Annotated in this window: 28 protein-coding genes and 1 riboswitch; of the genes, 10 read left to right on the top strand and 18 right to left on the bottom strand. The window is 59.9% G+C overall.

Features of this window, described 5'->3' with window-relative positions; genetic code table 11:
* A partial coding sequence (locus ACTHXA_RS14540) for a HutD family protein (protein WP_441673593.1) occupies positions 1-558 on the top strand: 558 nt, incomplete at its 5' end.
* 160 nt (positions 559-718) lie between these two features.
* On the opposite strand, the gene ACTHXA_RS14545 is transcribed toward ACTHXA_RS14540, so the two are convergent.
* The 6 genes from ACTHXA_RS14545 to ACTHXA_RS14570 form a co-directional block, all read right to left on the bottom strand.
* Positions 719-2,059: a flavin-containing monooxygenase gene (locus ACTHXA_RS14545; protein WP_441673594.1), complete on the bottom strand. Its 1,341-nt coding sequence runs from the start codon at positions 2,057-2,059 to the stop codon at positions 719-721.
* Positions 2,060-2,083: 24 nt separating this feature from the next.
* Positions 2,084-2,797 (bottom strand): SDR family NAD(P)-dependent oxidoreductase, encoded by a 714-nt coding sequence (locus ACTHXA_RS14550; protein WP_441673595.1) that lies wholly within the window; start codon positions 2,795-2,797, stop codon positions 2,084-2,086.
* Positions 2,798-2,872: 75 nt separating this feature from the next.
* On the bottom strand, positions 2,873-3,730 hold the full coding sequence (locus ACTHXA_RS14555; RefSeq protein ID WP_441673596.1) for a substrate-binding periplasmic protein: 858 nt from the start codon (positions 3,728-3,730) through the stop codon (positions 2,873-2,875).
* A gap of 52 nt (positions 3,731-3,782) precedes the next feature.
* Entirely contained in the window at positions 3,783-4,442 is a 660-nt protein-coding gene (locus tag ACTHXA_RS14560) for an amino acid ABC transporter permease (RefSeq protein WP_441673597.1), read from the bottom strand.
* Positions 4,442-5,089 (bottom strand): amino acid ABC transporter permease, encoded by a 648-nt coding sequence (locus ACTHXA_RS14565; protein ID WP_441673598.1) that lies wholly within the window; start codon positions 5,087-5,089, stop codon positions 4,442-4,444. Before ACTHXA_RS14565 ends, ACTHXA_RS14560 begins: the two co-directional genes overlap by 1 nt.
* Before the next feature lie 5 nt (positions 5,090-5,094).
* Complete coding sequence (locus ACTHXA_RS14570; RefSeq protein WP_441673599.1) at positions 5,095-5,886, bottom strand: amino acid ABC transporter ATP-binding protein; 792 nt, start codon at positions 5,884-5,886, stop codon at positions 5,095-5,097.
* A 389-nt stretch (positions 5,887-6,275) separates the two neighbouring features.
* Between ACTHXA_RS14570 and ACTHXA_RS14575 the strand changes: the two genes are divergently transcribed.
* Entirely contained in the window at positions 6,276-6,944 is a 669-nt protein-coding gene (locus tag ACTHXA_RS14575) for a GntR family transcriptional regulator (RefSeq protein WP_441673600.1), read from the top strand.
* A gap of 46 nt (positions 6,945-6,990) precedes the next feature.
* Positions 6,991-7,746 carry an SDR family NAD(P)-dependent oxidoreductase gene (locus ACTHXA_RS14580; RefSeq protein WP_441673601.1) on the top strand — a complete coding sequence of 252 codons (756 nt, stop codon included), beginning with the start codon at positions 6,991-6,993 and terminating at the stop codon, positions 7,744-7,746.
* Positions 7,747-7,993: 247 nt separating this feature from the next.
* Here ACTHXA_RS14580 and ACTHXA_RS14585 read toward each other — a convergent pair whose 3' ends face one another.
* The 7 genes from ACTHXA_RS14585 to ACTHXA_RS14615 form a co-directional block, all read right to left on the bottom strand.
* Positions 7,994-9,376, bottom strand: a complete 1,383-nt coding sequence (locus ACTHXA_RS14585) for a D-arabinono-1,4-lactone oxidase (protein WP_441673602.1) — start codon at positions 9,374-9,376, stop codon at positions 7,994-7,996.
* Positions 9,377-9,385: 9 nt separating this feature from the next.
* On the bottom strand, positions 9,386-9,712 hold the full coding sequence (locus ACTHXA_RS14590) for a chorismate mutase (RefSeq protein ID WP_441673603.1): 327 nt from the start codon (positions 9,710-9,712) through the stop codon (positions 9,386-9,388).
* 24 nt (positions 9,713-9,736) lie between these two features.
* Positions 9,737-10,450, bottom strand: coding sequence for a deoxyribose-phosphate aldolase (deoC, locus tag ACTHXA_RS14595; RefSeq protein ID WP_441673604.1), 714 nt, complete (start codon positions 10,448-10,450; stop codon positions 9,737-9,739).
* An 82-nt stretch (positions 10,451-10,532) separates the two neighbouring features.
* Positions 10,533-11,135 (bottom strand): GNAT family N-acetyltransferase, encoded by a 603-nt coding sequence (locus ACTHXA_RS14600; protein ID WP_441673605.1) that lies wholly within the window; start codon positions 11,133-11,135, stop codon positions 10,533-10,535.
* A 2-nt stretch (positions 11,136-11,137) separates the two neighbouring features.
* Entirely contained in the window at positions 11,138-11,935 is a 798-nt protein-coding gene (locus ACTHXA_RS14605; protein ID WP_441673606.1) for a hydroxymethylpyrimidine/phosphomethylpyrimidine kinase, read from the bottom strand.
* A gap of 118 nt (positions 11,936-12,053) precedes the next feature.
* Positions 12,054-13,343, bottom strand: a complete 1,290-nt coding sequence (locus tag ACTHXA_RS14610) for an adenylosuccinate synthase (RefSeq protein WP_441673607.1) — start codon at positions 13,341-13,343, stop codon at positions 12,054-12,056.
* A 61-nt stretch (positions 13,344-13,404) separates the two neighbouring features.
* Positions 13,405-13,845, bottom strand: a complete 441-nt coding sequence (locus tag ACTHXA_RS14615; protein ID WP_441673608.1) for a DUF3151 domain-containing protein — start codon at positions 13,843-13,845, stop codon at positions 13,405-13,407.
* 42 nt (positions 13,846-13,887) lie between these two features.
* A riboswitch (FMN riboswitch) is annotated at positions 13,888-14,014 on the top strand.
* A gap of 104 nt (positions 14,015-14,118) precedes the next feature.
* Here ACTHXA_RS14615 and ACTHXA_RS14620 point away from each other — a divergent pair.
* The 5 genes from ACTHXA_RS14620 (at position 14,119) to ACTHXA_RS14640 (ending at position 17,853) form a co-directional block, all read left to right on the top strand.
* Positions 14,119-14,985 carry an ABC transporter permease gene (locus tag ACTHXA_RS14620; protein WP_441673609.1) on the top strand — a complete coding sequence of 289 codons (867 nt, stop codon included), beginning with the start codon at positions 14,119-14,121 and terminating at the stop codon, positions 14,983-14,985.
* 141 nt (positions 14,986-15,126) lie between these two features.
* A complete protein-coding gene (locus tag ACTHXA_RS14625) occupies positions 15,127-16,170 on the top strand; it encodes an ABC transporter substrate-binding protein (protein WP_441673610.1) in 1,044 nt (347 codons plus the stop codon).
* A gap of 27 nt (positions 16,171-16,197) precedes the next feature.
* On the top strand, positions 16,198-16,398 hold the full coding sequence (locus tag ACTHXA_RS14630) for a hypothetical protein (RefSeq protein WP_441673611.1): 201 nt from the start codon (positions 16,198-16,200) through the stop codon (positions 16,396-16,398).
* A 10-nt stretch (positions 16,399-16,408) separates the two neighbouring features.
* The gene (locus tag ACTHXA_RS14635; protein ID WP_441673612.1) at positions 16,409-17,170 is read left to right on the top strand and encodes a homing endonuclease associated repeat-containing protein; all 762 of its coding nucleotides are present in this window, start codon (positions 16,409-16,411) and stop codon (positions 17,168-17,170) included.
* Positions 17,171-17,211: 41 nt separating this feature from the next.
* Complete coding sequence (locus tag ACTHXA_RS14640) at positions 17,212-17,853, top strand: TrmH family RNA methyltransferase (protein WP_441673613.1); 642 nt, start codon at positions 17,212-17,214, stop codon at positions 17,851-17,853.
* A 176-nt stretch (positions 17,854-18,029) separates the two neighbouring features.
* On the opposite strand, the gene ACTHXA_RS14645 is transcribed toward ACTHXA_RS14640, so the two are convergent.
* The 3 genes from ACTHXA_RS14645 to pyrE are packed head-to-tail and all read right to left on the bottom strand — an operon-like array spanning position 18,030 to position 20,000.
* Positions 18,030-18,896, bottom strand: coding sequence for a DNA-methyltransferase (locus ACTHXA_RS14645; protein WP_441673614.1), 867 nt, complete (start codon positions 18,894-18,896; stop codon positions 18,030-18,032).
* Between the two features lie 9 nt (positions 18,897-18,905).
* Positions 18,906-19,442, bottom strand: a complete 537-nt coding sequence (locus tag ACTHXA_RS14650; RefSeq protein WP_441673615.1) for a septum formation family protein — start codon at positions 19,440-19,442, stop codon at positions 18,906-18,908.
* A 3-nt stretch (positions 19,443-19,445) separates the two neighbouring features.
* Positions 19,446-20,000: an orotate phosphoribosyltransferase gene (gene pyrE, locus ACTHXA_RS14655; protein ID WP_441673616.1), complete on the bottom strand. Its 555-nt coding sequence runs from the start codon at positions 19,998-20,000 to the stop codon at positions 19,446-19,448.
* Positions 20,001-20,242: 242 nt separating this feature from the next.
* On the opposite strand from pyrE, the gene ACTHXA_RS14660 reads away from it, so the two are divergent.
* Both ACTHXA_RS14660 and ACTHXA_RS14665 read left to right on the top strand, forming a co-directional pair.
* Positions 20,243-21,604, top strand: coding sequence for an MFS transporter (locus tag ACTHXA_RS14660; RefSeq protein WP_441673617.1), 1,362 nt, complete (start codon positions 20,243-20,245; stop codon positions 21,602-21,604).
* A 145-nt stretch (positions 21,605-21,749) separates the two neighbouring features.
* Positions 21,750-22,586 carry an exodeoxyribonuclease III gene (locus tag ACTHXA_RS14665; protein ID WP_441673618.1) on the top strand — a complete coding sequence of 279 codons (837 nt, stop codon included), beginning with the start codon at positions 21,750-21,752 and terminating at the stop codon, positions 22,584-22,586.
* Positions 22,587-22,610: 24 nt separating this feature from the next.
* Here ACTHXA_RS14665 and ACTHXA_RS14670 read toward each other — a convergent pair whose 3' ends face one another.
* Entirely contained in the window at positions 22,611-23,351 is a 741-nt protein-coding gene (locus ACTHXA_RS14670; RefSeq protein ID WP_441673619.1) for a HipA domain-containing protein, read from the bottom strand.
* Positions 23,338-23,853: helix-turn-helix domain-containing protein (locus ACTHXA_RS14675; RefSeq protein WP_441673620.1), on the bottom strand; the 516-nt coding region annotated here is incomplete at its 5' end. The genes ACTHXA_RS14675 and ACTHXA_RS14670, both read right to left, overlap by 14 nt.

The following is a 23,853-nucleotide window of genomic DNA, read 5'->3' on the forward strand; positions in this document are numbered from 1 at the left end:
CCTAGTCGCTTGGATGTATTTCGGAGTCTCGCTGCGACACCCGCGGTGCCGTGGACAAATGGTGCAGGCCTGACAACTGAGTTCGTGTCATTCGAGGAATCTCGCGCCATCGGCGATGAATCACTGCCGAACTGGAGGCTGAGCGTGGCAGCACTTCGCGAACCGGCGCCCTTCTCGCCCTTGCCGGGAGTGCAGCGAACGTTCATGCCGCTCGACGGCGACGTGACCCTTCGCGTCGGTGTCACAGTGCATCGGCTCGCGTCTGGCGCCAAGGTACATTTTCCAGGCGACGCAGATGTCGAGTTGTTGAGTCTGGATCATTCCTGTCATGCCCTCAATCTCATGGTTGAGGGCATGACTGCTGAGCAAGTTTCCATGCAATCACCATCATTGACTGGGACCGTGGGGCGCGTCCTGGCGGCGCTTGTGCTGCCAAACACCGAAACGGTCGCTGTTCGCGACTTGGTCGTGGTGACACGAAACTTACCGGCGCGAATCCTGAAATCGGAAGCAGGCGCGGAAGCGAAGCTATTCGCGGCCGTGGTAACGAATCAATGAGTCTCAATGATCCGGTTCGTGGCTGTTTGAGCCAACGTACTTGGAGAATTAGTCTCGCCCTTTGAGCGCAAAACGCGGTGGGCTATCCAGACAATCCTGGTTAGCCCCACCGCCCTTTACCTAGTGCCCTGCTGGTTCACGAGTCGTGTCTGGGGAGTCCTCACCTCTCGCCACTGGATAAGCTGCACGACTGCGATTTGCGAGTCCTACACCGAGTGACTCTTGGCAGAGTCCGACACTCGCTCATAGGCGTCGAGTAGCCGATCGGTATCTGCCAGTTGCTCATACCAAACGTCGCGAACGATGTCGATTCGGTCATCCGCGATTTGCAGCCCCTCAAGATACGAACCAACTGGCGCGAAGGCATCGGAAGCTGCTTCATGAAGCTTTGCGATCCGAATCGCGACCTTCGATTGAATGCCATACACCGGAATCTGCGGTCCTCGCGGTGCCGCCAAGCCAATGTAATACAGCTTCTCGAGCCCCTGAGGGACGATGCCGCCCGCATATCGAAGCGGTACACCATTTCGTTTTTGATAAGGGAGTCATCGAGGAATGGCAGCGACGGATGGAAGCCCGTGGCCCACAGAATCGTGTCGTACTCCCGTTCCGTGCCATCCGAGAATTTCACCGTTTTTCCGTTGATGCTCTCGATCCCCGGGCGGATGGCGATTCGGCCATGCTGAATCCAATACAGCAACAAGTCGTTGACGGTAGATCGGCCCTCTGCAAGCGTCTTCTCTTTGGGCTCTGGCATACCCGGATAATTCCTCCAATCACCGATGGAGATTTTTGCGAGCATTCGCGCAATGAAATCCTGCTCGGTCGGGCTGAATTGTTCCAGCCAGGGCATCGTCTGCCGAGGCACACCAAAGTAGCTCTTGGGCTGGAAGTAGAGCCCCGCGCGCATCACGATGTCGACTTCGAAGCGGTGCTGGGCCGCATCCACCGCCAGGTCGCAACCGGAGTTACCTGCGCCCACGACCAGCACGCGCGTACCCTCGATGTCATCGGTGTTGCGATACTTCCCCGAGTGCACCTGTTTACCGGTGAACTGCTGACTGATCGCAGGTACCTTCGTGTCCCACAGGTGGCCGTTGGCAACGAATACACCGTCATAGTCTCGAATTTCTCCACCCGCGAGAGTCACTCGCCAACCGGCTGAACCCACTGGCCCTTCGGTTTGCACAGGCACGACCGACTCGACACGGGTGTTGAACTGAATTCGCTCATAGAGACCGTGATGTCGCGCATAAGACTCGATGTACTCGCGTACGAGATCCCTGCGGGGAAAGTGTGGGTATTCCTTCGGCATTGGGAATCCCTCAAAATGCGTTTGATCTCGTGCCGTGATGAGGTGCAACGCGTCGTAATCGGTATGCCAGTGACCGCCAACGCGGTCAGTAGCCTCGAAGCAATCGGCTTCGTGGCCGGCTTCACGGAGCTGTTGCAATGCGGAGAGGCCTGCGGCCCCTGCGCCGATAATGCAGTAGCGGGTCATATTGAATCCTTTCTCAGGAGTTAGTCATCGAGTGGCGAATCCGCCGGCGATGGTTATGGTTTCGCCCGTGACATAAGAAGCGGAGGTACTGGAAAGAATCCAAACCCATTCGGCAATTTCTTCTGGTTGGGCGACGCGGCCGAGCGGGATGGATTCGGCAGCTTGGGCAATTCGTTCGGTTTTCGCGGTGCCCGGCGTCGCAACCCATCCCGGGGCTATTGCATTCACGCGAATATTTCGAGGGGCAAGTTCGAGCGCGACCGACTTTGTCAGCATGATTACGGCAGCCTTGGATGCTCCATAAACGAGTTGCCCTGGTGACACCTGATATCCATCAACCGAAGCAAAATTCACTATTGCGGCACCAGAATCTAGAAATTTCGAAGCAGCCGCCATCATGTTAATCACGCCGAGCACGTTGGTATCGAATACTGCCCTGAAAAGTTGCGGGGTTACCGAGTCCAGGGTGGAAGGCGGATAGATTCCGGCAATATTGGCGACCGCACGCAGCGGCCCTGCCTCAGGTAAGTGGTTGGCTAGAGCCTGATCAAGGGCTTCCCGATCAGTGACATCTGCGACAATCTCGATGCGCTGCCCTTTTCCGTGGCTGAGTTCGGTTGGAACTCGGTCAATGGACAGCACTGTCCACCCCTCCGCAAGGAATCGTTCAGCCGTACAGCGCCCCATTCCACTGGCCGCGCCCGTGATGAGCACGACAGGCGGTTTGCTCTTGACCATCAAAACTCAATCTCTTAGTAACTACGTGGATCACATCGGCACGATTGTGCACGAGGAATACCGCCATTGCGATTTCTAGAGGACGTACGGGTCGCCGACATCGGCCGCCGACGGATCAAGTTCCCATTCGATTAGTGCCTGCTCGATTGTGCCGTCCTCGTGCATATCCGTAATTACCTGATCGAGAACGTCACCAAATGCTTCGTTGTCGTAGCTGGACGGCCAACCCACCTGACCGGGCTGTTCAAATTCCGGCACGGTGTCGATCGGCGTAACGGCCTCGATGGTCGCCCCTTCAATTGGGTTATTATCAAGGCGGTTCATCGATGGAGCGATTCCCGCAATGAGCGCATCAATTCGACCAGCATTGAGGTCGCCGTATAGCGACTCATCATCCTGGTAGATGACGAAGTCATCCCCCAACCACTGCTGCATGCTGTCGTTCCACAGGTTACCTACGATCGAACCAACGATGTGGCCCTCGAGATCGTCAACAGTCAGACCCGACGTTGAAATGACTCCGCTCTGGTCGAGATATACAGGCAAGCTGAGTCGAACGATTTCTTCTCGGGCAGAAGTTCGGTACCAGTCGCCCGCAGTGATGTCCGCACGGCCACTCTCTACAGAGGGAACCCCGGCGTTCGCGCCCCCTGCCGATTCAACTTGCAGGGTGAGACACAGGCGATTCGCCACCTCGTTGAGTAAGTCGCCTTCTACCCCCGACATTTCTGTGCCATCGACAACCGTCAGCGGTGGAAAGTCATAGGTTGCGACTGTGAGCGCCCCAGGGTTGACTGTTTCGAAGCCTTCATAGGCAGGCGTGCAATCCTCCGCAACGCCGTCGCCAGCACTACTCGAGCAACCGACCAATGTAGCCGTCGCGGTTGCGGCAACAGTGCCGACAATCAGAATACGACGCAATGAACTTGACAAATTTAACATTTTTTCCCTTATTTTTGAATTTCTACACAATGGAAAGGCGCGTTTACCGCTGCATATGACGGTTCAAGTATTTTTCAAGCAATGTGGTAAGCGCCAAGAAGATAATGGTTAATATGCCGTAGATAAATGCTACGAATACATAGACACTGAGATACTTGAAGGTCGTTGAGCTAATCTCGAACGCCTTTGACATCAGCTCAGGCACTGCGATCATGAACGCCAATGCACTTGCTTGAAAGGTAAGTACAGCGAGGCTAGCCAGCGGAGGAGTGGAAATACGAAGTGCCTGGGGCAAAATGATATGCCTAAAACCATTCCAGCCGTCCAGTCCTGAAGTGAGTGCGGCTTCTCGTTGTCCGTTCGGCACTGCGGCAAGACCAGCTCGGAAGTACTCGGAGGCATAGGCACCCGTACTCCAGGAGAGCGCAATCACGGCAGTCACCATCGAGGTGAGCGTGACGCCCACCTCCGGGAGGCTGAAATAGAGCATGTACAGGAGCACCAGCGCGGGCAGACCCCGACCGATTTCTACAATGAGGAATGAGGCCCATTTGAATGGCTGGAACCGGGTCTCCGCCATGACGGCAAGGATCAGACCGAGTGGCATTCCAAATAACAAGGAGAGCCCGGTGAGTTGCAATGAAACCAGTACACCTGGATAAACCCGAGGGAACCATTCAATCCAATCGGTCAAAATATCCATCAGAGGACCCCCACCTTTTTCCGCAGGAGAACATCGGTTCGCCGGGAGACCATGGCGATAATCAAACTAATAATGATGTAGAGCGAACCCGCAATTGCAAACGAAAGCAAACCTTGGTGAAACTGCTTTGCGGATTGTTGCGCAAAGTACGTAATGTCATGAACCCCAATAGCAGAAGCAAGGGCCGAGTCCTTAAGCAGACTGATGGCGTACGTGGCGATGGGGGGAAGTGCGACCCGAAACGCCTGCGGAGAAATCACGTAGCGGGCCGTGGTCCATCCGTTCATCCCTAATGCTGTCGCTGCTTCGCGCTGTCCGGTGTGAATACTTATCAGTCCAGAGCGATATATCTCAGCCATGAAGGCGGAAGCAATGATCGAGAAACCGACAATCGCGGCTTCCATTGGACTCAGTCGAAGTAAGAATTGTGGTAGGCCGAAGAAGATCAAGAACAGCCACGTCATCGGCGGGATTACACGGACGAAATTGATGTACCCGGTGGCGAGGGCTCGCGCCACCGCAAATCGAGAGTTTCTCGCAACGGTGAGCGGCAGGGCAATAATTCCGCCGATGACCAGCGAGACAATGGTGATCCACAGTGTCATCCCGACACCTCTCACGATTGCCAAGAATATTTCCAAAACCATTGGCGTCACCGATCCAATACCGCGCGCAAGAACTGTCGCGTCCGGTCGTGGGTTGGTTCGGACATGACTTCCTTACTCGGCCCGATTTCCAGGACACCACCGTTACCCATCACCATGACTCGGTCGGAAACGTCACGAGCAAAGTTCATCTCATGAGTGACCACGAGCATCGTCATTCCCGCATCAGCGAGATCTCGCATGACCGCTAGAACCTCGAGGCCGATCTCGGGGTCTAGCGCTGAAGTGGGCTCATCAAAGAGCATCACTTTTGGGTCGAGCGCGAGGGCTCGAGCGATCGCAATGCGCTGCTGTTGGCCGCCCGAGAGTCGAGCGGGGTACTCCTTCGCCTTTTGCGGGAGCCCAACCTGGTTGAGCAATGACTGTGCGACTTCCTCTGCCTCTTGAGTGCTCCTACCAAGCACTTTGCGCTGCGGCAACGTGATGTTTTCGAGCACCGAGAGGTGTGGGAACAAATTGAAGCTCTGAAACACCATTCCCGTGACACGACGCAGATGATTGAGTGCTGCCTTATCGGGACGCTTTTCGCCCGCAACGACGCGGGCACCACCGATGGTAATGGCTCCCTCCGTTGGTGCCTCCAAATAGTTGAGGCAGCGCAGGAAGGTACTTTTACCCGCACCGGAAGGCCCAATGATCGAAACGACTTCCCCCTCACCCATGGCCAGGTTGACGTTAGAAAGGACCTTGTGATCTCCGTAGCTCTTCCCGAGCTGGGAGACTTGCACCCCTCCCGAAAGGGGGATGGGTGAAGTTTTTGTCCCCAAATTGAAGACCATGTGTTCCCTCTTCCCACAATCCGTCAGACGCCGCTTCGTTGCACCGTTTCCATGACGGGATCGCTGATCTTTGCAATATTAGATAACAAATGTGACCGCGAGTCAACCAGCAATCGGCCCACACACTGGCATTGCCTCAGGGTTTCAGGCCTTGATCAGGCGTATTTATGATCTGTTGAAATTTTGTGGCGATATTTTGTTATCTGATTTACTATTGTTGAAATCACATCGGTGCGGCCAGCCGGCAGCACGATCTAGCACCCCACGCGCGCCACGCCAGAATTTGCAAGGCTCGAGTACAGACAGCGATAGGGACCGGAAACCAGCGATGTTGCTGGTTATACCCACCTACTAAATTGCTGCACGAACGGAATCTCGAGGAGAGCGGTATGCAATTGTCCACACCAGAAACTGAATCACCCATCTTGATTAGCGAGAGGGTCTACAACCATCTCGAGAACGAGATCCTCAGCGGCGTTCGCCCCGGTGGTAGCCGTTTGCGTGTGCGCGAAATCGCCGAACAGGTGGAAACGAGTGTCATTCCGGTTCGCGATGCCATCAGTCGACTTGAAGCGGCGGGTCTCGCCCAGCATGTCCCTTATAAGGGGGCGATCGTCAAAGAGTTCAGCACCACGGAGCTCCTCGAGATTTACAACGTCCGCACTTTGCTCGAAGAGAAGGCGGCGTACGACGGCACAGTAAGGATTACCCCTGAGCGGCTGAACGCGATGCGCACCGCCAATGAAAAGTCGGCGCAGGCGCTTGGCGAAGGCAAATTGCTTGAAGCGATTAATTTCGACACCGAAATGATTCGAATCCTCTACCAAGCGGCGGGGAACGGAATCATGTTGAGCGTTATTGAGACTTTGTGGAAGCAGTGCCAACTCTATCGACTCATCGCCTTCCGCAACGCCTACGAGCACAACGATTCAAGTATGCGGGACTCCCAACTCATCGTTCTCGAGGCTGCGTTCGCTAAAGACCCAGCCGCCGCCCAACGAGCCACCCGGAACTCAATCGAGTTCGCAAAACTTGCCATCGCGTTGCGAAGCCCCTAACAACACTTGCTTCGCAAGCATCCCGCACACAACACAAGGAGACAATATGAACACAACCAACGTGAGCCGCCGACTTGAAAACAAGGTGGCGCTCGTTACCGGTGGTTCGCAAGGACAGGGAGCTGCGCATGTTCGTCGACTCGCTGACGAAGGTGCGACCGTTATTGCGGCCGACATTCTCGATGAGAAGGGTCATGCGCTTGCGAAGGAACTCGCCAACGAGGGTCTCCCCGTGTCCTTTCTCCATTTGGATGTCTCCGACCCAGCGAATTGGGACAGTGTTGTCCAAATGATTAAAGAGACGCACGGTGGCCTCGATATCCTGGTGAACAACGCGGGCATCCTCCACGAAGTCGCCATCGAAGACGAGACCCTGGAAGGCTGGCAACGCACACTGAACGTCAACCTCACCGGTCCGCTCTTGGGCATGCAGGCTGCACTCCCATTGCTTCGGAACAGTCAGGGTGCGTCGATTATCAACACTGCCTCGATCTTTGGGCCCGTGGGCGCACTCAATAATGGCGCCTACTGTGCCAGCAAAGCCGGTCTCATTGGTCTCACGAAGACTGCGGCACTCGAGTTTGCACCACTCGGAATCCGAGTGAATTCGCTCTGCCCCGGAGGGGTTGTTTCACCTATGACCGAGGCTGACCCGGATGGTGGTGTTGTTCCCGAAACGCCATTCCGTCGTCGAGCTCACGCTACTGAAATTGCCAGCGTGGTGGCCTTCCTCGCATCGTCGGATGCAAGCTTTGTCACGGGTGCCGACATCGTCGTCGATGGCGGCTTTACAGCACGATAGTTCCCATCCGTGTCGCCCACTGCGGTAAACAGGCGAAGCACGAAATCCCGCCGTGACGGGTGAATGCTGTAGCAACGGGTGGGCACAGCGGCAACAGATGCCAGCCAGGCCAAGGGAGCTGCTGCGCTCACCCCTTACCGTGGCTCAGCGATAATACAAAGCCGTTCGTCCCGGGAAGATGGCGAGGACGGGGCATCCATTCTGTTTCTCCGTAGTTGTGTGAACTGGTTGCTATGGTCGAGACGAGCTACGCCCCAAACGTCCGCTCCAAATACGGATTCCCAAACACGCGATCCGGGTCAACCTCATCCCGCAGCGCCACAAACTCATCGAACTTCGGGTACAGCTCACGCAGCCGTGGCGCACGCAGGGTGTGCATCATGCCCCAGTGAGGACGACCATCCGCCGCTTGCAAGACGTCTTCGACAACACCGAAATACTCGGCATATTCTTCCCGTACATAGCGGTGCACGGCGATGTACATCGTCTCGCGACCGTAGGCGGGCGACATCGGCACGTCGTCTGCCGCACCGCAGCGCACCTCGATCGGGAAGGACACTTTGAGGCCGTGTGCCTCCAGCGCTCGTCGAATCTCGCGAACGACCTCCGCGCCGTCTTCGAGTGGCACCGCATACTCGAGCTCGTTATAGCGCGTCCGCTTTGCGGTGCTGAACATTTTGCTCGAGTCGTCGATGTAATGACGCGAACCCGACAGACTCGAAGTGAACTGGGACAGGCGCGACACCACCGAAGGCGCGACCGCGCCGAGCGAGGCCGCTAGCCCATTCGCCCAGTACTGCACGAGGTCTTCATCGAAAAACTTCGTCGCGTTTGGACCAGCGAGCCCCTCGGGTTCCTCGTCGTCTGCGAGTCGGCGGTGTGACTTCACGAGGGCCTGTTCGGTGTGCGGGAACCAATAGAATCCGAAGTAGTCCGTGGCCCGCGCACGCTCCACGAACGAATCGAGCACCGCATCCACCGCTTCGGCCGACTCATTCGCCTCGACGCGAAAACTCGGTACGCACTGAATCCCGACCTCGACAATGATGCCAAGCGCGCCCAGACCGAGGCGCGCGAATTCAAACAGCTCAGCATGCGTGCGCTCATCGCAGTACACGATCTCGCCGTTTGCAAGCACCATGCGAAGTCCTTTGACCATCGACGAGAGCCCGCTTGTACCAAGCCCAGTGCCATGCGTTCCGGTCGAAATCGCGCCCGCGATGGTTGGCGCAGACACATCGCCCTGGTTTGCGAGGGTCAGTCCGTGGGGACGAAGGAGTTCCCCGACCTCCTGCATCCGCGTACCGGCGCGAAAGGTCGCGACGTTCGTGTGCTCATTGACGGACACCAATCCGCGGTAATCGTTGAAGTGCAGCCTCAGGCCCTCGGTCGTCGCGATGTCGTTGAAGGAGTGCCCCGAGCCGACAGTCTTCACCTTGAGCCCCGACCCGCCCGCGCCAATCACGAGCGCGCGAACCGCGGTCTCACTCGTCGGGCCCGCCGTGAGCTGCGAGGTCTCAGTGACGCCGCCCGACCAGTTCCGCCAGGTGCTGCCCTTCCGCTTCGGCTGCGCACTCGACGGTCGGTTCGCCCGGGTGCTTCCCGACTTATCGGCCTGTTCGTCGCTCATGGAGCGCTGCTACTCCCCTCGCTGTTCGGCAATGCGGTGATGGTGGTGAATGACCTCGGCGATGATGAAGTTGAGGAACTTCTCCGCAAATTCCGGGTCGAGCTCGGCATCGTGCGCGAGGTTGCGGAGCCGTTCGACTTGAAGCTTCTCACGCCCGGGGTCGGATGCGGGGAGGTCGTGCTTTGCTTTGAGCACGCCGACCTGCTGGGTGTGTCGGAACCGTTCTGCGAGGATGTGGATCATCGCCGCATCGAGGTTGTCGATAGACCTGCGAATCTCGCCCAATTTTTGTAGGGCCTGCTGCTGGTCCGTCGGCGAAGGTTCCGGATGAGTCATAAGTACGACTCTACCGAAGTCGGCCTATGCTTCTGGTGCTTCTGCGAGCACCTTTTTGCCCGATGACATCCCAAGACGCGACGCGCCCGCCTCGATCATTGCCATCGCATCCGCGTAGGTGCGCACCCCGCCGGATGCCTTGACGCCGATGTCGGGTCCGACGGTCTTGCGCATGAGCGCGACTGCTTCGACGGATGCACCTCCCGCGGCGTGGAAGCCAGTCGAGGTTTTCACGAAGTCTGCACCTGCGGCCACCGACGCTTCGCAGGCCTGCACGATTTCAGCATCGGTCAGCGCCGCGGATTCAATAATCACCTTGAGCACGGTCGGCGCCGGCACCGCCTGGCGAACCGCGGCGATATCCTGCTGCACGAGCTCCGGGTAGCCAGCCTTGAGCATCCCAATGTCGATCACCATGTCGATCTCGTGCGCGCCCTCGGCAACCGCGCGCGAGGCTTCGACAGCCTTCAGGTTCGAGTGGTGCTTGCCGGAAGGAAAGCCGACGACGGTAGCAACCTTGGGTGCGTCTTCGGGCAATTCTGGCTCTTCGGCGTCGGGGTCAAGACCTGTCCAAGCCGCACCGATCGGCAACATATTCGGGGAGACGCACACCGCGTAGGCACCGATTTCGCTCGCTTCACGGTAGAGCTCGACGACATCGTCGTTGGTCGCGTTCGTTGCGAGCAGGGTGTGGTCGATGTACTTCGCCAGTTCGGCGCGGGTGAGGTTCAGGCTCATTGCGGCTCCTTCGTCGTGGTGCGGGTGGATGCGCGGGACGGCAGTCAGTCAACCACGCCCGCCTGGTGAGTTCGTTGGCGCGTTACGCCGGGATGCGAGCCTCAAGACCCACGCGGATCTCTGGCCAGTCTTGTTCCAGGATTGAAAACACATGCGTACTGCGCCAGCTGCCATCGGCACGCAGCCGGTCTTCACGCAGCACCCCGTCGAAGTGCGCACCCACTTTACGCATCGCGGCTTGCGAGCGCCCATTGTGATTGTCCACCTCGAACACCGCGCGGTGGAAGCCACCCGCGAATGCGGCGGACAACAGCGTCACTTTCAGGTCGGGGTTCACGCCCTGACCCCACACTTCGGGCGCATACGCGGTGTACCCGAGATACACCACCCGATTCGCCGCGTCGACTTTGTAGAACGAACTGGTACCGATCGCACCATCATCCGCTGCACTTCGTATCAGGTAGCTGCGGCCTTGCGCGATGCCCGGCGTGTAGCCAAGCAACCAGTCGGCGAAGGCGTCATCACTGTCGGGAAGCGCCGCAGGTCCCCCGCCGAAGCCACCGGCAAACACTTCGGGCTTTCGCAGCGCCGGCGCGAGTTCGAGGGCACCCTCGCGGGTCAACGGCTCGAGCCGAATGTGTCGCCCCTCGAGCTGCGCATCCGGCTCTGGCAGCGTCGCTGCCACGGTTACTTGCCTTGCCAGACCACGTCGAACGGCGTCTGCGCGGAGATCGCGCGCTGGATCCCGGCCGTGACAAATTCCTTCGCGTTCTCCACCGCGGTGTGCAGGTCCTGACCGAGTGCGAGCCCCGCCGAGATCGCCGTAGCGAGCGAATCACCCGCACCCGACACGCGATTTTCACCAATCTTCGACCGCGAGAACTCGACGAGCTCCGAACCGTCCCACAGCACATCCACCGCCTGATCACCAGGGGTGTCAACGCCACCCTTCACGAGCACTGCCTTCGCGCCGTGGTCCGCGATACGCTTTGCCGCCTCACCGAAATCGGCCACCGACTCCAGCGACTCAATGCCAGACAGAATCTGCGCCTCGATGACGTTCGGTGTGAGCACATCGGCGAGCGGCAGCACCTCGGCGCGCAGCGAATTGTCAATATCGAGCGCCGCACCGGGCTCCTGGCCCTTGCAGATCAGCACCGGGTCGAGCACGATATTCGGCAGCTTTGCTTCGGTGAGCACGTCGCGAACCGCTTCAATCGTCGGCACCGCCCCGAGCATCCCGATCTTGACGGATGCGGGGGTCCAGTCCGCGAGAATCGCCTCGGCCTGGTCGCGAATCACCTGCGCGTCTACGGGTACGAATCGGTGGTTCCAGTCATCCTTGGGATCGAAGGACACGATGCAGGTTAGCGCCGCGGCGCCATACACACCGAGTTCTTGCAAGGTGCGCAGGTCAGCCTGCACACCGGCGCCACCGGTTGCTTCCGAGCCGGCGATGACAAAAGTGACTGGTGGATTACTCATTAAACGTCCTCATTACTTGGCCGCAAACGCTGGGCTGCGTTGACCGGCTAGGCCGACAACTTTACAACGACGCCGCGGCGTGCGCGATGTGCCCCGGCAACTGAGTCACCAAGCAGCCCTAGTCACCCAGCAAATTGTGCAGCTCAATAATGTGGTCGCGCGCGGGCCCGGTGCCAACCGCAGAAATGCGCGCGCCCGAGAGCTCTTCAACCGCCTTGACGTAGTCCTGCGCGTTCTTCGGCAGGTCGCTGAACTCGCGGATACCCGAGATGTCCTCTTGCCAACCGGGGAACTCCTCGTAGATCGGCTTCGCGTGGTGGAAGTCCGACTGTGACATCGGCATCTCGTCGAAGCGCTGCCCATCCACGTCGTAGGCCACGCACACCGGAATCGTCTCGAAGGTAGAGAGCACATCCAGCTTGGTCATCACGAGGTCGGTGAAGCCGTTGATGCGGGATGCGTAGCGCGCAATCACCGAGTCGAACCAGCCGGTGCGGCGTGGGCGACCGGTGGTGGTGCCGAACTCGCCGCCACGCTCGCGCAGTTTCTCGCCGAACTCATCGTCCAGCTCGGTCGGGAACGGGCCCGAGCCCACGCGCGTGATGTACGCCTTCTGAATTCCTACCAGGCGGTCGATATGCCGCGTCGACACACCGGAACCGGTCGCGACGCCACCCGCAGTCGCCGACGAAGAGGTCACATATGGGTAAGTGCCGTGGTCAATATCGAGCATTGTCGCCTGGCCGGCCTCGAACACAACGGTCTTGCCCGCATCCAATGCCTGGTGCAGCTCGAGCGCCGTATCGCCCACCATCGGGCGCAAGCGATCGACAAAGGGCAGCAGGCTGTCGGCGATCTCGTCCACCGAGAATGCGCGCCGGTTGTAGGCCTTCACGAGCATCTCGTTCTTCTGCACGAGCGCGCCCTCGATCTTCTGCCGCAAGATTCCCTCGTCAAAGAGGTCCTGCATCCGAATACCGACCCGCGACATCTTGTCGGAGTAGGTAGGCCCGATGCCGCGACCGGTCGTGCCGATGCGTCGCTTGCCGAGGAACCGCTCGGTGACCTGGTCGAGCGCGCGGTTGTACTCGGGAATCACGTGCGCATTGCCAGAAATGCGCAGCTTCGACACGTCGATGCCGCGCTCTTCGAGATGCTCGAGCTCCTCGAACAGCACGTTGAGGTCAACGACCACGCCATTGCCAATAATCGGCGTCACACCGGGGGATAGAATCCCCGAGGGCAGCAGGTGCAGCGCGTACTTCTCGTCGCCGATCACGACCGTGTGGCCGGCGTTATTGCCGCCGTTGAATTTGACCACATAGTCAATTCGGTTGCCGAGAAGGTCGGTTGCCTTTCCCTTACCTTCGTCGCCCCACTGGGTGCCGATGATTGCAACGCCTGGCATGAACTCATCTCCTTGAGTAATGCGAGTAATGCGCCCTATTGGACGCAGATCAACAGCAACTCTACTGGCCTGCGCCATCCAGTTCTTCGATAGCGGCTTCAGCTTTGGGGTCAGAGTCGTTCAATAGCGCAGTGAGACGCTCGACCTCCGAAGTCTCACCAATCTCCGCTGCGGCGCGGCGCAACTGCCAAAATGAACGCAGCACGCCCTGATTCGGTTCGTGTTCCCAAGGCACCGGTCCCTGACCGCGCCAACCCGCTTTGCGCAGCGCGTCGAGGCCGCGGTGGTAGCCCACCCGCGAGTAGGCATAGGCCTCGAGGATGCGCCCGTCGAGGAATTCGCGCTGGGCCGCCTCAGCCCAGGCGAGGGATGAGGTCGGATGCTTTGAGACGATGGCCGCGAGCGCGGTCTTTTCACGGGGCAGGTGGCTCAGGTCATCGATTACCTCCGGCTCTTCATCGAGTCGAGTCTCCGGGATGCCAAGCAAATTATTTGAAGTCATGGTGCCATTATCTCGGAGAACGCGTAAGATCGCGTTCAAGTACACGTGCTCCGGGGTCGGTGAAAGTCCGAGCCGGTGGTTATAGTCCACGACCCGCGTCCTTTGGGAGGCGGCTGATTCGGTGAAATTCCGATACCGACGGTTAAAGTCCGGATGGGAGGCGCTCGTGCGTTGCAAAGCATCCTCATGGATGCGCGTGACGGTGCCACTGTTTGTGCCTTCCATTGTTCTCCCCACTCCTCCGGAGCTGGAAGAGAAGGACAACCGCACACAATGGCACGGAATTCACCCCGGCAACGATCACCGCAGGCCTCACTGCGGTGGCCGCGCATTGTGGCACCGGTGGCTCTGGCGGCCGTGGTCCTCGTGGTGTGGGAACTCGCCATTCGTACCGGTGCGGTGAGCGAGGCGTTTTTGCCTGCGCCGAGCGACCTCTTCGCCCGCTTCTGGCTCGAGCTCACGCAGGGACCGCTGCTCACTCACACCGAAGAGACGCTGATTGCTGCCCTCATGGGCACGGTATTGGCAACGCTCGTGGCGGTGCCCTTGGGCTACTTCATTGCGAAAGTCAGCTGGGTGGACCTCGCGTTCACGCCCTATGTCACTGCCTCGCAGGCCATCCCCGCGGTGGCGGTGGCACCGCTACTCGCGCTGTGGATCGGCTACGGCCTCACGCCAATCGCGATCCTGTGTGCGGTGGTTGCGTTCTTCCCGATGCTGATCACCACGGTGATCGGGGTGCGCGCGCTCCCCCAAGACGTCCTCGAGGCCGCGAAACTTGACGGCGCGAATGCCTGGCAATCCTTGGCCTGGGTCGAGGCACCCCTCGCGATGCCGAGCATCCTGGCCGGGATACGCGCCGGAGTCGCCCTCTCGGTCACCGGCGCGGTGGTCGGCGAATTCACAATGGGCGGCCAGGGCCTCGGAATGCTGCTGACGCTCTACCGCGACGCGAACGACACCGAGGGCATGTTCGCGACCCTCTTCATGCTCGCCTTCCTCGCGGTGGGCATGTTCACCATCCTGCAAGTGCTGCAGTCGCTCGCGAATAAGCGACAGCGGCGCACTTCAAGCGACCTTCGTCGGCAGGCGAACGGCGCATCCACTACCCAAGCGATCGTCGTCACCACGGCGAACTAGACCCCTGTCCGCAACTCAACCCGAGGCAACACGCGCGTCCACGCCAACTCGGCAAAACCTTAAGTTCAGGCCCGCTGAGCGCCGAATGCACGTCGCCGCCGACGCGCAATCACCCCCGCATCCCCAACCCAGGAGTACCCAATGTCCCGCAACCGATTCCCCCGCATCCTGAAAGCGCTCGCAACTACGGCTGTTGCCGCGCTCGCCCTCGCGGGCTGCCAGGCTGGCTCGCCCAGCGCATCCGAAACTGCCGCCGCGCCGGATGCTGCGTCCGGTGAGGCGCTCACGATTGGCCTCACCTACACACCGAATATTCAGTTCGCACCGTTCTATGTGGCTGAGGAGCTTGGCTACTTCGAGGATGCTGGCGTCAATGTCGAGCTGCGGCACCACGGTGAGAGCGAGGAACTCTTCGGTGCGCTGAAGACCGGCGATGAACAGCTCGTGTACGCGGGTGGCGACGAGATCGTTCAGGCCGTGTCGGGTGGTGTGCCCGTGACCTCGGTGGCGACGCTGTACAACACCTACCCGGCCGTGCTGATCGTGCCGGAGGACTCCCCGATCCAATCGGCTGAAGACCTTGCAGGGCACTCGGTCGGCACCCCCGGACCGTACGGCCAGACCTACTTCGCGCTGCTTGCGATGCTCGACGGTGCCGGGCTGAGTGAGTCCGATGTCGACGTGCAGCACATCGGGTTCACCCAGCAAGCCGCGTTGTCCTCCGGCAAGGTGGATGCGGTGATGGGCTTCTCGAACAACGACGCGGTGCAGTTCGCCGCCCAGGGTATGGACATTCGGGTCATTGAGGCCGTCGACCCCGCAGCTCCGACGTTGGTCGGCCCGGCGCTCGGTGCCGAGACTGCGGTTGTGGCGGAACGCGGCGAAGACGTCACCGCGGTACTCGGTGCGGTGGCGCAGGCCATCGAATACATTGCCGAGAACCCGGCTGAGACCGTCGACATCGCGGCGAACTACATCCCGACGCTGACCACCGATGAGCAAAAGGATGCCGCGCTCGCCACGCTCGAGGCGACCATTCCGCTCATGGAGACCGACGGTGAGCTGCCGCTGCTGACCAATAATCCCGAGGCGTGGGATGCGATGCTCGCGTTCATGCCCGAGGCCGGAATCATCAGCGAGCCGGTCGCCGCCGAGGACGCCTACACCAACGAGCTGCTGCCGTAGTGGTTTGGCGGGCGGCGCGGGGTGCGCGTGCTCGCGTTCCTGGCTCGCACCGCCGCAACCCGGCCAGCAGCGGCGTACCCCGGGCTCGCAGCGCTCATCATGGTTCGCACTTCAACCATGATGAACGCTAGCTGCCATGACTACGGCACTCTGGCGAGTAATCCGCGCGAACACACGGCGAATCGCCGCGCCGCCAGGCCAATCGAGCGCGCCAACGGACTCCTCTAGTGTTGAGAGCATGATGCCTGAGTCGCAGCTCATCGACCATCTTCGGGAATGGTCGACCGACGCATCCTCTTTTCGGCTGAGCGACTATGACGAGTGGGCACGCGAACACGACGCGCCAAGCCCCTCAACGCTCATCCTGCGATTCGGCAGCTGGAGCGAAGCGATGCGCGCGGCCGGGCTCGAAGACCGGCTCACCAGCGTTCGACAACCGCGCCGCGTGATTTCGGATGCCGAGCTCTGGGCGAGCGTCGTTGCCTACCTCCGCGCCGATCGCGAACGGCATTCGTACGCAGACCTTGGCGTATGGATGCGGCAGCACGAGCTTCCGAGCGCTGCAAGCGTGCGTGCGCGGCTCGGGAAATGGTCGGAGGTTCGCGCTACTGCCGAGCAAATCATTGCGTATTCAGCTGCCTTGATTTCGCGGCCCGCGGATGCGTTTGGGCACACGGATGCGACCACGGCAGACGCGACTTCAGCGGATGCGGCCTCCGCGGATGCAACTTCCGCGCACGAGCCATGGGCTTTCGCGGATGAAGTGCTCTCCATCGTTCCGGGTGAGGGTCCACGTCGCGAACACACCGACGATGTTTGCTACGCGGCGCTACACCGCGCGGCCACCGTCCTCGACGGCCCGATCACCGTCGCTCAGTACGACAAAGTTCGCGCCCCCGACGAACCGTCATCGGGCGTGCTCATGAAACGATACGGCGGCTGGCACGAGTCGCTGCATTGGGCGGACCTCGGCGATCGCGCAACGTCCCCGCGCGCGTAACCGCAGTACTACGCTCGAGGTTGGACTTTGAGAGGACGCGGATGAGCGAAACACACGAGCTGTCGACGTACGGGGTTGGCCCTTGGGAGGGTGAATGGCCGGATGATCCGCGCTACGACCGCGAACTTCTCGCGCAAGGCGACACTCGAAACGTCATCGACCGCTTCCGCTATTGGACGATGGATGCGATCATCGCGGACCTCGATCAGTCTCGTCATCCCTTCCACGTAGCGATCGAGAACTGGCAGCACGACATGAACATCGGGTCAATCGTGCGTTCGGCGAATGCCTTCGGCGCGAACACAGTGCACATCATTGGCCGCAAGCGTTGGAACAAGCGCGGGGCAATGGTCACCGACCGCTATCAGCACGTGATCCACCACGAGACCGTTGAAGCGTTTGTGGCGTGGGCCGCCGAAGCCGAGATGCCCATTATCGCGATCGATAACGTGCCGGGATGCGTGCCGATTGAGACCACTTCCCTCCCTCGGCGCTGCGTGTTCCTCTTTGGTCAGGAAGGGCCCGGGCTCACGAAGGCAGCGGTTGCCGCCGCCGAACAGGTCATCGAGATCACCCAATTCGGCTCTACGCGGTCGATCAATGCATCCGCCGCTGCCGCGGTCACCATGCACGATTGGGTCCTGCAGCACGTGTACGGCCGCGGCCCCGCGAATAACGGCTGACGGAACTGCGCACGTTCATCACAAGAATGGTCGCTGCTTCGGCCGCTGCGCAGAATGGTCACTACTTCGGCCGCTGCGCAGAATGGTCACTGCTTGTTGCTATCCGCGGAAATAACCCCAACCATCGACCACTCTTTCGAGTGCCCTCCACAAGAGTGGTCACTCCTTGTTGTCATTCAAGCGGCGGCCACAAACGCAACATCCGCATCCGCAAACCGGCGCTGCATCGTCGTAATCGCCTCCGGATTCTCATCAATCAGCAAGAACCGCCGCTCCAGCTGCAAAGCCGCCGCGCCCGTTGTGCCGCTGCCGCCAAAGAAGTCGAGCACCCAATCCCCGCGACGGCTGCTGGCCGCAATGATGCGCCGCAAAATTCCGAGCGGTTTCTGCGTCGCGTATCCGGTCTTCTCGCGGCCATTCGGCGACACGATCGTGTGCCACCACACATCCGTCGGCAGCTTCCCGCGCGCAACTTTCTCAGGAGTCACGAGTCCCGGCGCCATGTAAGGCTCCCGATCCACTTCTTCACTGTCGAAGTGATACTTATTCGGATCTTTGACGTACACCAGGATCGTGTCGTGCTTCGAGGGCCATCGCTTCTTGGTGCGCGCTCCGTAGTCGTACGCCCAAATGATCTCGTTGAGGAAGCATTCGCGCCCGAATAGCGCATCGAGCAGCACCTTCGCGTAGTGCACTTCTCGGTAGTCAAGGTGCAGATACAGCGTGCCCGTCGGCGCGAGGAGCCGCCACGCTTCTTCGAGTCGTGGCTCGAGAAACGCCCAATAGTCATCGAAGGCATCGTTATACGAAGTGACGAGTCCACGCACGGTCTCGTAGGTCTTACCTTGAAAACCCACTCGTGTGCCGGATGCAGACCGCGAGGTCTTCATCGATTCACGCCGCTGCTGGCGCCCGGTATTGAACGGTGGGTCAAGATAGATCAGCTGAAAGGATGCGTCGGGCAGCGACCGCAGGATCGGCAGATTATCGCCGTGAAGAACGGAATTAGGCCCTTCCGGATCCCACAGTGCGCCCCGAGTCATGAGCACATCCTACGGCTGCAGTGAACCGAACTGTTCGGACGAGGTAACAAAACAGTGGTACGCGTGCAGTCCGCCATCCCATTCCGCTTGTGTCGCGGGCCAGCGAACTTCGACCTGTAAGTCCGGGATGCTGGCAGCCGCTTCAAGGTCGAGCGCTTCGGGCGATTGGCACGCGAGCATCGCGTGCTCACGTAGCGCTTCTTCGCCGGGCCACGCCGCATCCACGGTCGAGCCATCGCCAAGAACCGAATTGACATCGATGATCGCGGTCAGTTGCGCGGTGTGCGATTCTTCACAAGACACCGGGACGAAGGATGCCTGCCACGGCGAATCGAGTGTCTCGAAGCAGTCACCGGCCGAAAGCGTCGTGACTGGCGACTGCGTGGGCGCAGTAGTCGCTTCAGTGACTGCGCTCGGTGCGGGCGGCCTGCCAAATGGCGACCAAAACCATCCGGCAACACCCGCGGCAAGCACCACAACCACGGCGATCACGAGGTTCCGCACGAGTGGCGACCCCTGCCGCGAGCGCGACTGCTCTACCGCCAAGACCTAGACCGCTTCGAGTCCGAGGTCGTCCAGCCCAATGGCGTAGCGATACGGGTAGCCCGCATCCTCGATGCGCTGACCAGCGCCCGTCGCGCGGTCAACGATCGTGCACACGGCAACCACTTCGGCACCGACCTTTTCGAGGGCTTCGATCGCGGCGAGCGGGGAACCGCCCGTCGTCGAGGTGTCCTCAAGCACGACTACCCGCTTGCCCGCAACATCCGGACCCTCAACCTGCTTTCCGCGGCCGTGATCCTTTGGCTCTTTCCGCACCACAAACGCATCCACCGCGCGGTCGCGCGCAACGGCCTGGTGCATTACCGCGTTTGCGAGCGGGTCCGCGCCCATTGTGAGGCCGCCCACCGCGGCGACCGGCGCGAACTCGTCAATGAGTTCGAGCAGTACTTCGCCGATGAGCGGTGCCGCCCGGTGGTCGAGCGACAACTTCCGTAAGTCAATGTAGTAGGAGGCTTTTTTGCCGCTGGTGAGCGTGAAGTCGCCGTGGAAAACGGCTTCGTCACTGATGAGCTGGATGAGTTGAGTACGCGCGTCGGTCACGTTCCCCAGCGTAGTTGGTTGCGAGACGAGCCGGGAAATACTTGCAAATGACCGCGCATTTCGCACGCAAGAGCCTTCGAAAATCGTATACGGCATTGTATATCTTGCGACTGAACACTATTCTTGTACGTGTAACCATCGAGGTTCTTCCCCGCGAGTGCGTGCCGCCCTGTCAATGACGACCCGCTCAAGAAACACTTCTCCTCTGGTTGGCCGGAGTGAGTCCTGAAAAGGTTCTTTAGTTGAATATCAAGCAAGCAATTGATCGCGCGCCGATGACGCGAACACAGTGGAGCGTCGTCGGAATCTGTTTGGCGCTGAACTTCATCGACGGATATGACGTACTGGTCCTCGCCTTCAGCTCAACGCACATCCAAGAAGAATTCCTCATCAGCGGCACCGAACTCGGCGTCCTGCTTTCGGCGGCGCTACTCGGTATGACACTCGGCGCGCTTTTCGTCGCGCAGATCGCGGACCACATTGGCCGCCGCAAGACCATCGTCCTCGCGACCATTGTGATCGCGCTCGGGATGTTCGGCTCGGCGATGGCAACCGACTATTACATGCTGCTCGGGATGCGCATCCTCACCGGTATCGCGGTCGGCACGATGCAGACAAGCCTCAACGTCCTCGTCGCCGAATACTCCAACGCCAAGCGACGTTCGACCGCCGTCGCGATTTATTCCACCGGACAGCCGATCGGTGGCGTGCTCGGCGGCGCCGCAGTCGCATTCCTCCTCACCCACTTCACGTGGCACATGGGCTTCATCGTGGGTGGCATCATCACTCTTCTAATGGTGCCGATCGTGCTGCTATGGCTGCCCGAGTCCATCGACTACCTCGACGCGAAGCGTCCCGCCGGATCGCTCGAGAAGATCAACGCCATCCTCGGTCGAATGAAGCAGAACACGCTCGACGCACTGCCCGATCAGACCGATGCCGACCGTCAGTCAGCGAATATTTTGACGCTCTTTAAGAACGGGCAGGCGAAGAAGACACTGCTGCTCGCGTTCGCGTTCATGATGATCATGGGCTCGTTCTACTTTGCGAACTCCTGGACTCCGAAGCTCGTGCAAGAGGGCGGCTACTCGGTCAACTCCGGAATTTCGGCCGGCGTGATGTTCAGCCTCGGCTGCATCATCGGTTCGCTTGTCGTCGCCGTCGTGGGCGACCGCTTTGCAATCAACCGTGCCGTCGCGACATACGCGGGGCTCGCTGCCATCTCATTCGCGATCTTCGGCGTCTCCACCGGCAATCTTCTCTTCACCACAATTGCGGCGATCATCCTCGGCATGCTCACGAACATGGCAGTCGCGGGCATGTTCTCGATCGGCCCCGTCTACTTCAATGCCGCCGAGCGCGCTTCCGGCGTCGGATTCATCGGCGGTATCGGTCGCTCCGGTGGCATGATTTCGCCGATCGTCGCTGGTGCGCTCATCGACGCGGGTTGGCTTGCTGGCAATATTTACTTCGTATTTATTGTGCCTCTGCTGCTCGGCGCACTCGCACTGCTGCTGCTTCCGAAGCCACAGACCTCTGTGTCGAACACTCCGGGGCCGGAATCGGGAATCGAAACGACCGCGATGCAGACCGCGAAGTTTTAGGTGGCTGCTGCTTCCTTCCTTCCCTGCCTTCCGCAGAGTGGTAGCGGCGAGCACTCGGCGGATGCACGCGACGAGCAGACCCTGCAAGCAAGGTAGGCTCGACCGCTCGGCGGACAACGCCCGCGCACGCGATACGGTAGAGCCCATGCGCATTGCCACCTGGAACGTGAACTCCATTCGTACCCGCAAGGGCCGCGTCATTGACTACCTGCAGAGCGCCGACATTGACGTGCTCGCGATGCAGGAGATCAAGTGCAAGCCCGAGCAGTTCCCATACGAGGAGTTCGAAGAAGCCGGGTACGAGGTGATTGCGCACGGCCTCAATCAGTGGAACGGCGTTGCGTTCGCTTCACGACTTCCCATTGAGGATGTGGTCGACGGGTTCGACGGGATGCCGGGTTTCGGCAAGCCCGCCGAGGACGGCTCGCTGCCACTCGAGGCTCGTGCACTCGGCGTCACGATCGAAGGAGTGCGGCTCTGGTCGCTCTACGTCCCGAACGGCCGCGAACTCGACCATCCGCACTACCACTACAAGCTCGAGTGGCTCAATGCGCTGCGCGCGGCGACGGCGAAGCGCCGGGAAGAGCATCCCGACGAGCCCCTCGCGCTCATGGGCGATTTCAATATCGCGCCGCTCGATATCGACATTTGGGATCCGGCATTCTTCGAGGGCAAAACCCACACTTCGCAGCCGGAGCGGGATGCGTTCAATGCCTTCCTGACGGACGGGCTAGTCGATGTCACTCGCGAACTCGGGGTCGAGGGCTACACGTACTGGGACTACCAGCAGCTGCGATTCCCACGAAACGAGGGGATGCGCATTGACTTCATCCTCGGATCCTCGGAATTCCTGGAGCTCGTCAATTCAGCAGAAATCGCTCGGGATGAGCGCAAGGGCGATGGTCCGAGCGACCACGTTCCCGTCATGGTCGAGCTCGATACGGAGACCTCGCTCGACGACGATATGCCGATGATCTTTTAGCGCAAGGCGCTCCCGCAAGCTCAGCTACGCGGCCGCAAGCTTGTTCCGGACGCGTTCACAATGTTGAGTAATTTCCGCGTTTATTTGCTCAAGATGACTGCGATCCGCAGACGGCAAGTCCAGCTCGGAAATGGCTTGTGCGAAGGCCGCTGGAATGAGCTGCGCGAACACGTCAGCAGAAATGAGCACAGCGCTTGGGTCCAGTCCAAGGTCCGAGGCAAACGCTTCGAGATGTCTCGAGGCGACCTCGTGAATTGTGCTGGCCCCGCCAATTTCCATCGCCATCTTGTGCCGCTCTTCTTCCTGGCCGAAACCAGTCGCCACGTCATACAGCGGGGCGAGCTGGACCCACTCCGGCGTCAACAGCACTGAGTAGTTCTTGGCGTGCGCATCCGGTGCACCGATAAGCCAGTTGGCAAGGACCGCCTGCACGAACTTGCCCACTTCAACCTCATCGGCGCCTCCTGCGCGAAGCGTATCGACGACCTGTTTCGCAGTGACGTTGTACTTGTAGCGCGGGAGCGTCGACGTGGCCTGACACAGATCCTCTTGGTGAACTCGGTATAGGACGCCCTCGTACCGGTATCGGTCGTACCTTTCCACCACAATCGCAGGTTCTCCCGCAAATCGTTCGAAGTGAGAGTTCGCAACGCTCAAACCTGTCAACTGAAGTGCCCGCATCGACACGTGTTCTGTCAAAGCCTGTGAACGAAGCCCAAGCACACCAGGCTTGACGATATGCGTGGTTGCTTCATTCAGCACCACTTCCGGTGTCTGTGGTGTCGCTGTTATCAGAGCGATTCGGCAGGTCGAGCTTCAGTAGGAGGTTGGGATCCGGTCGCGGCATCAGATTCTTGAGGTTCGCGACATTGCTCAATGCGGAACCGAAATCTGCTTGGCCAGTAATGGCCGACTGCATTTTCAGGATGCTCGCGAGTGCGGAGCTGGTTGCACGGGCTTGGTCGCGCATTGCCCTACGGGTGATCTCGTTAGTAGTGATCGCCGATGCTCCGACCGAGGATGAGCGTTCACCAGCATCTAATTCAGAGACATCGCTCGGTGATTCCAGGACAAGATCAAGGCCAAGCACCCTGAGGAGTCCAAGCAGCTTGCCGAGCTCAGCACGCGGCCGACGGCCCTGCTCAATACCGATTAACCATTCACGAGACACCTCCCCTCGTTCGGCAAGCTGTGCCTGAGTGAGGCCAGCGGCTAGGTTGTGTCCTGTAAGTGTCATCGGAGGCGGAGCACGATGCTGGCGATGAGT

This window comes from Gulosibacter sp. (assembly GCF_052090685.1).
GTDB lineage: Bacteria > Actinomycetota > Actinomycetes > Actinomycetales > Microbacteriaceae > Gulosibacter.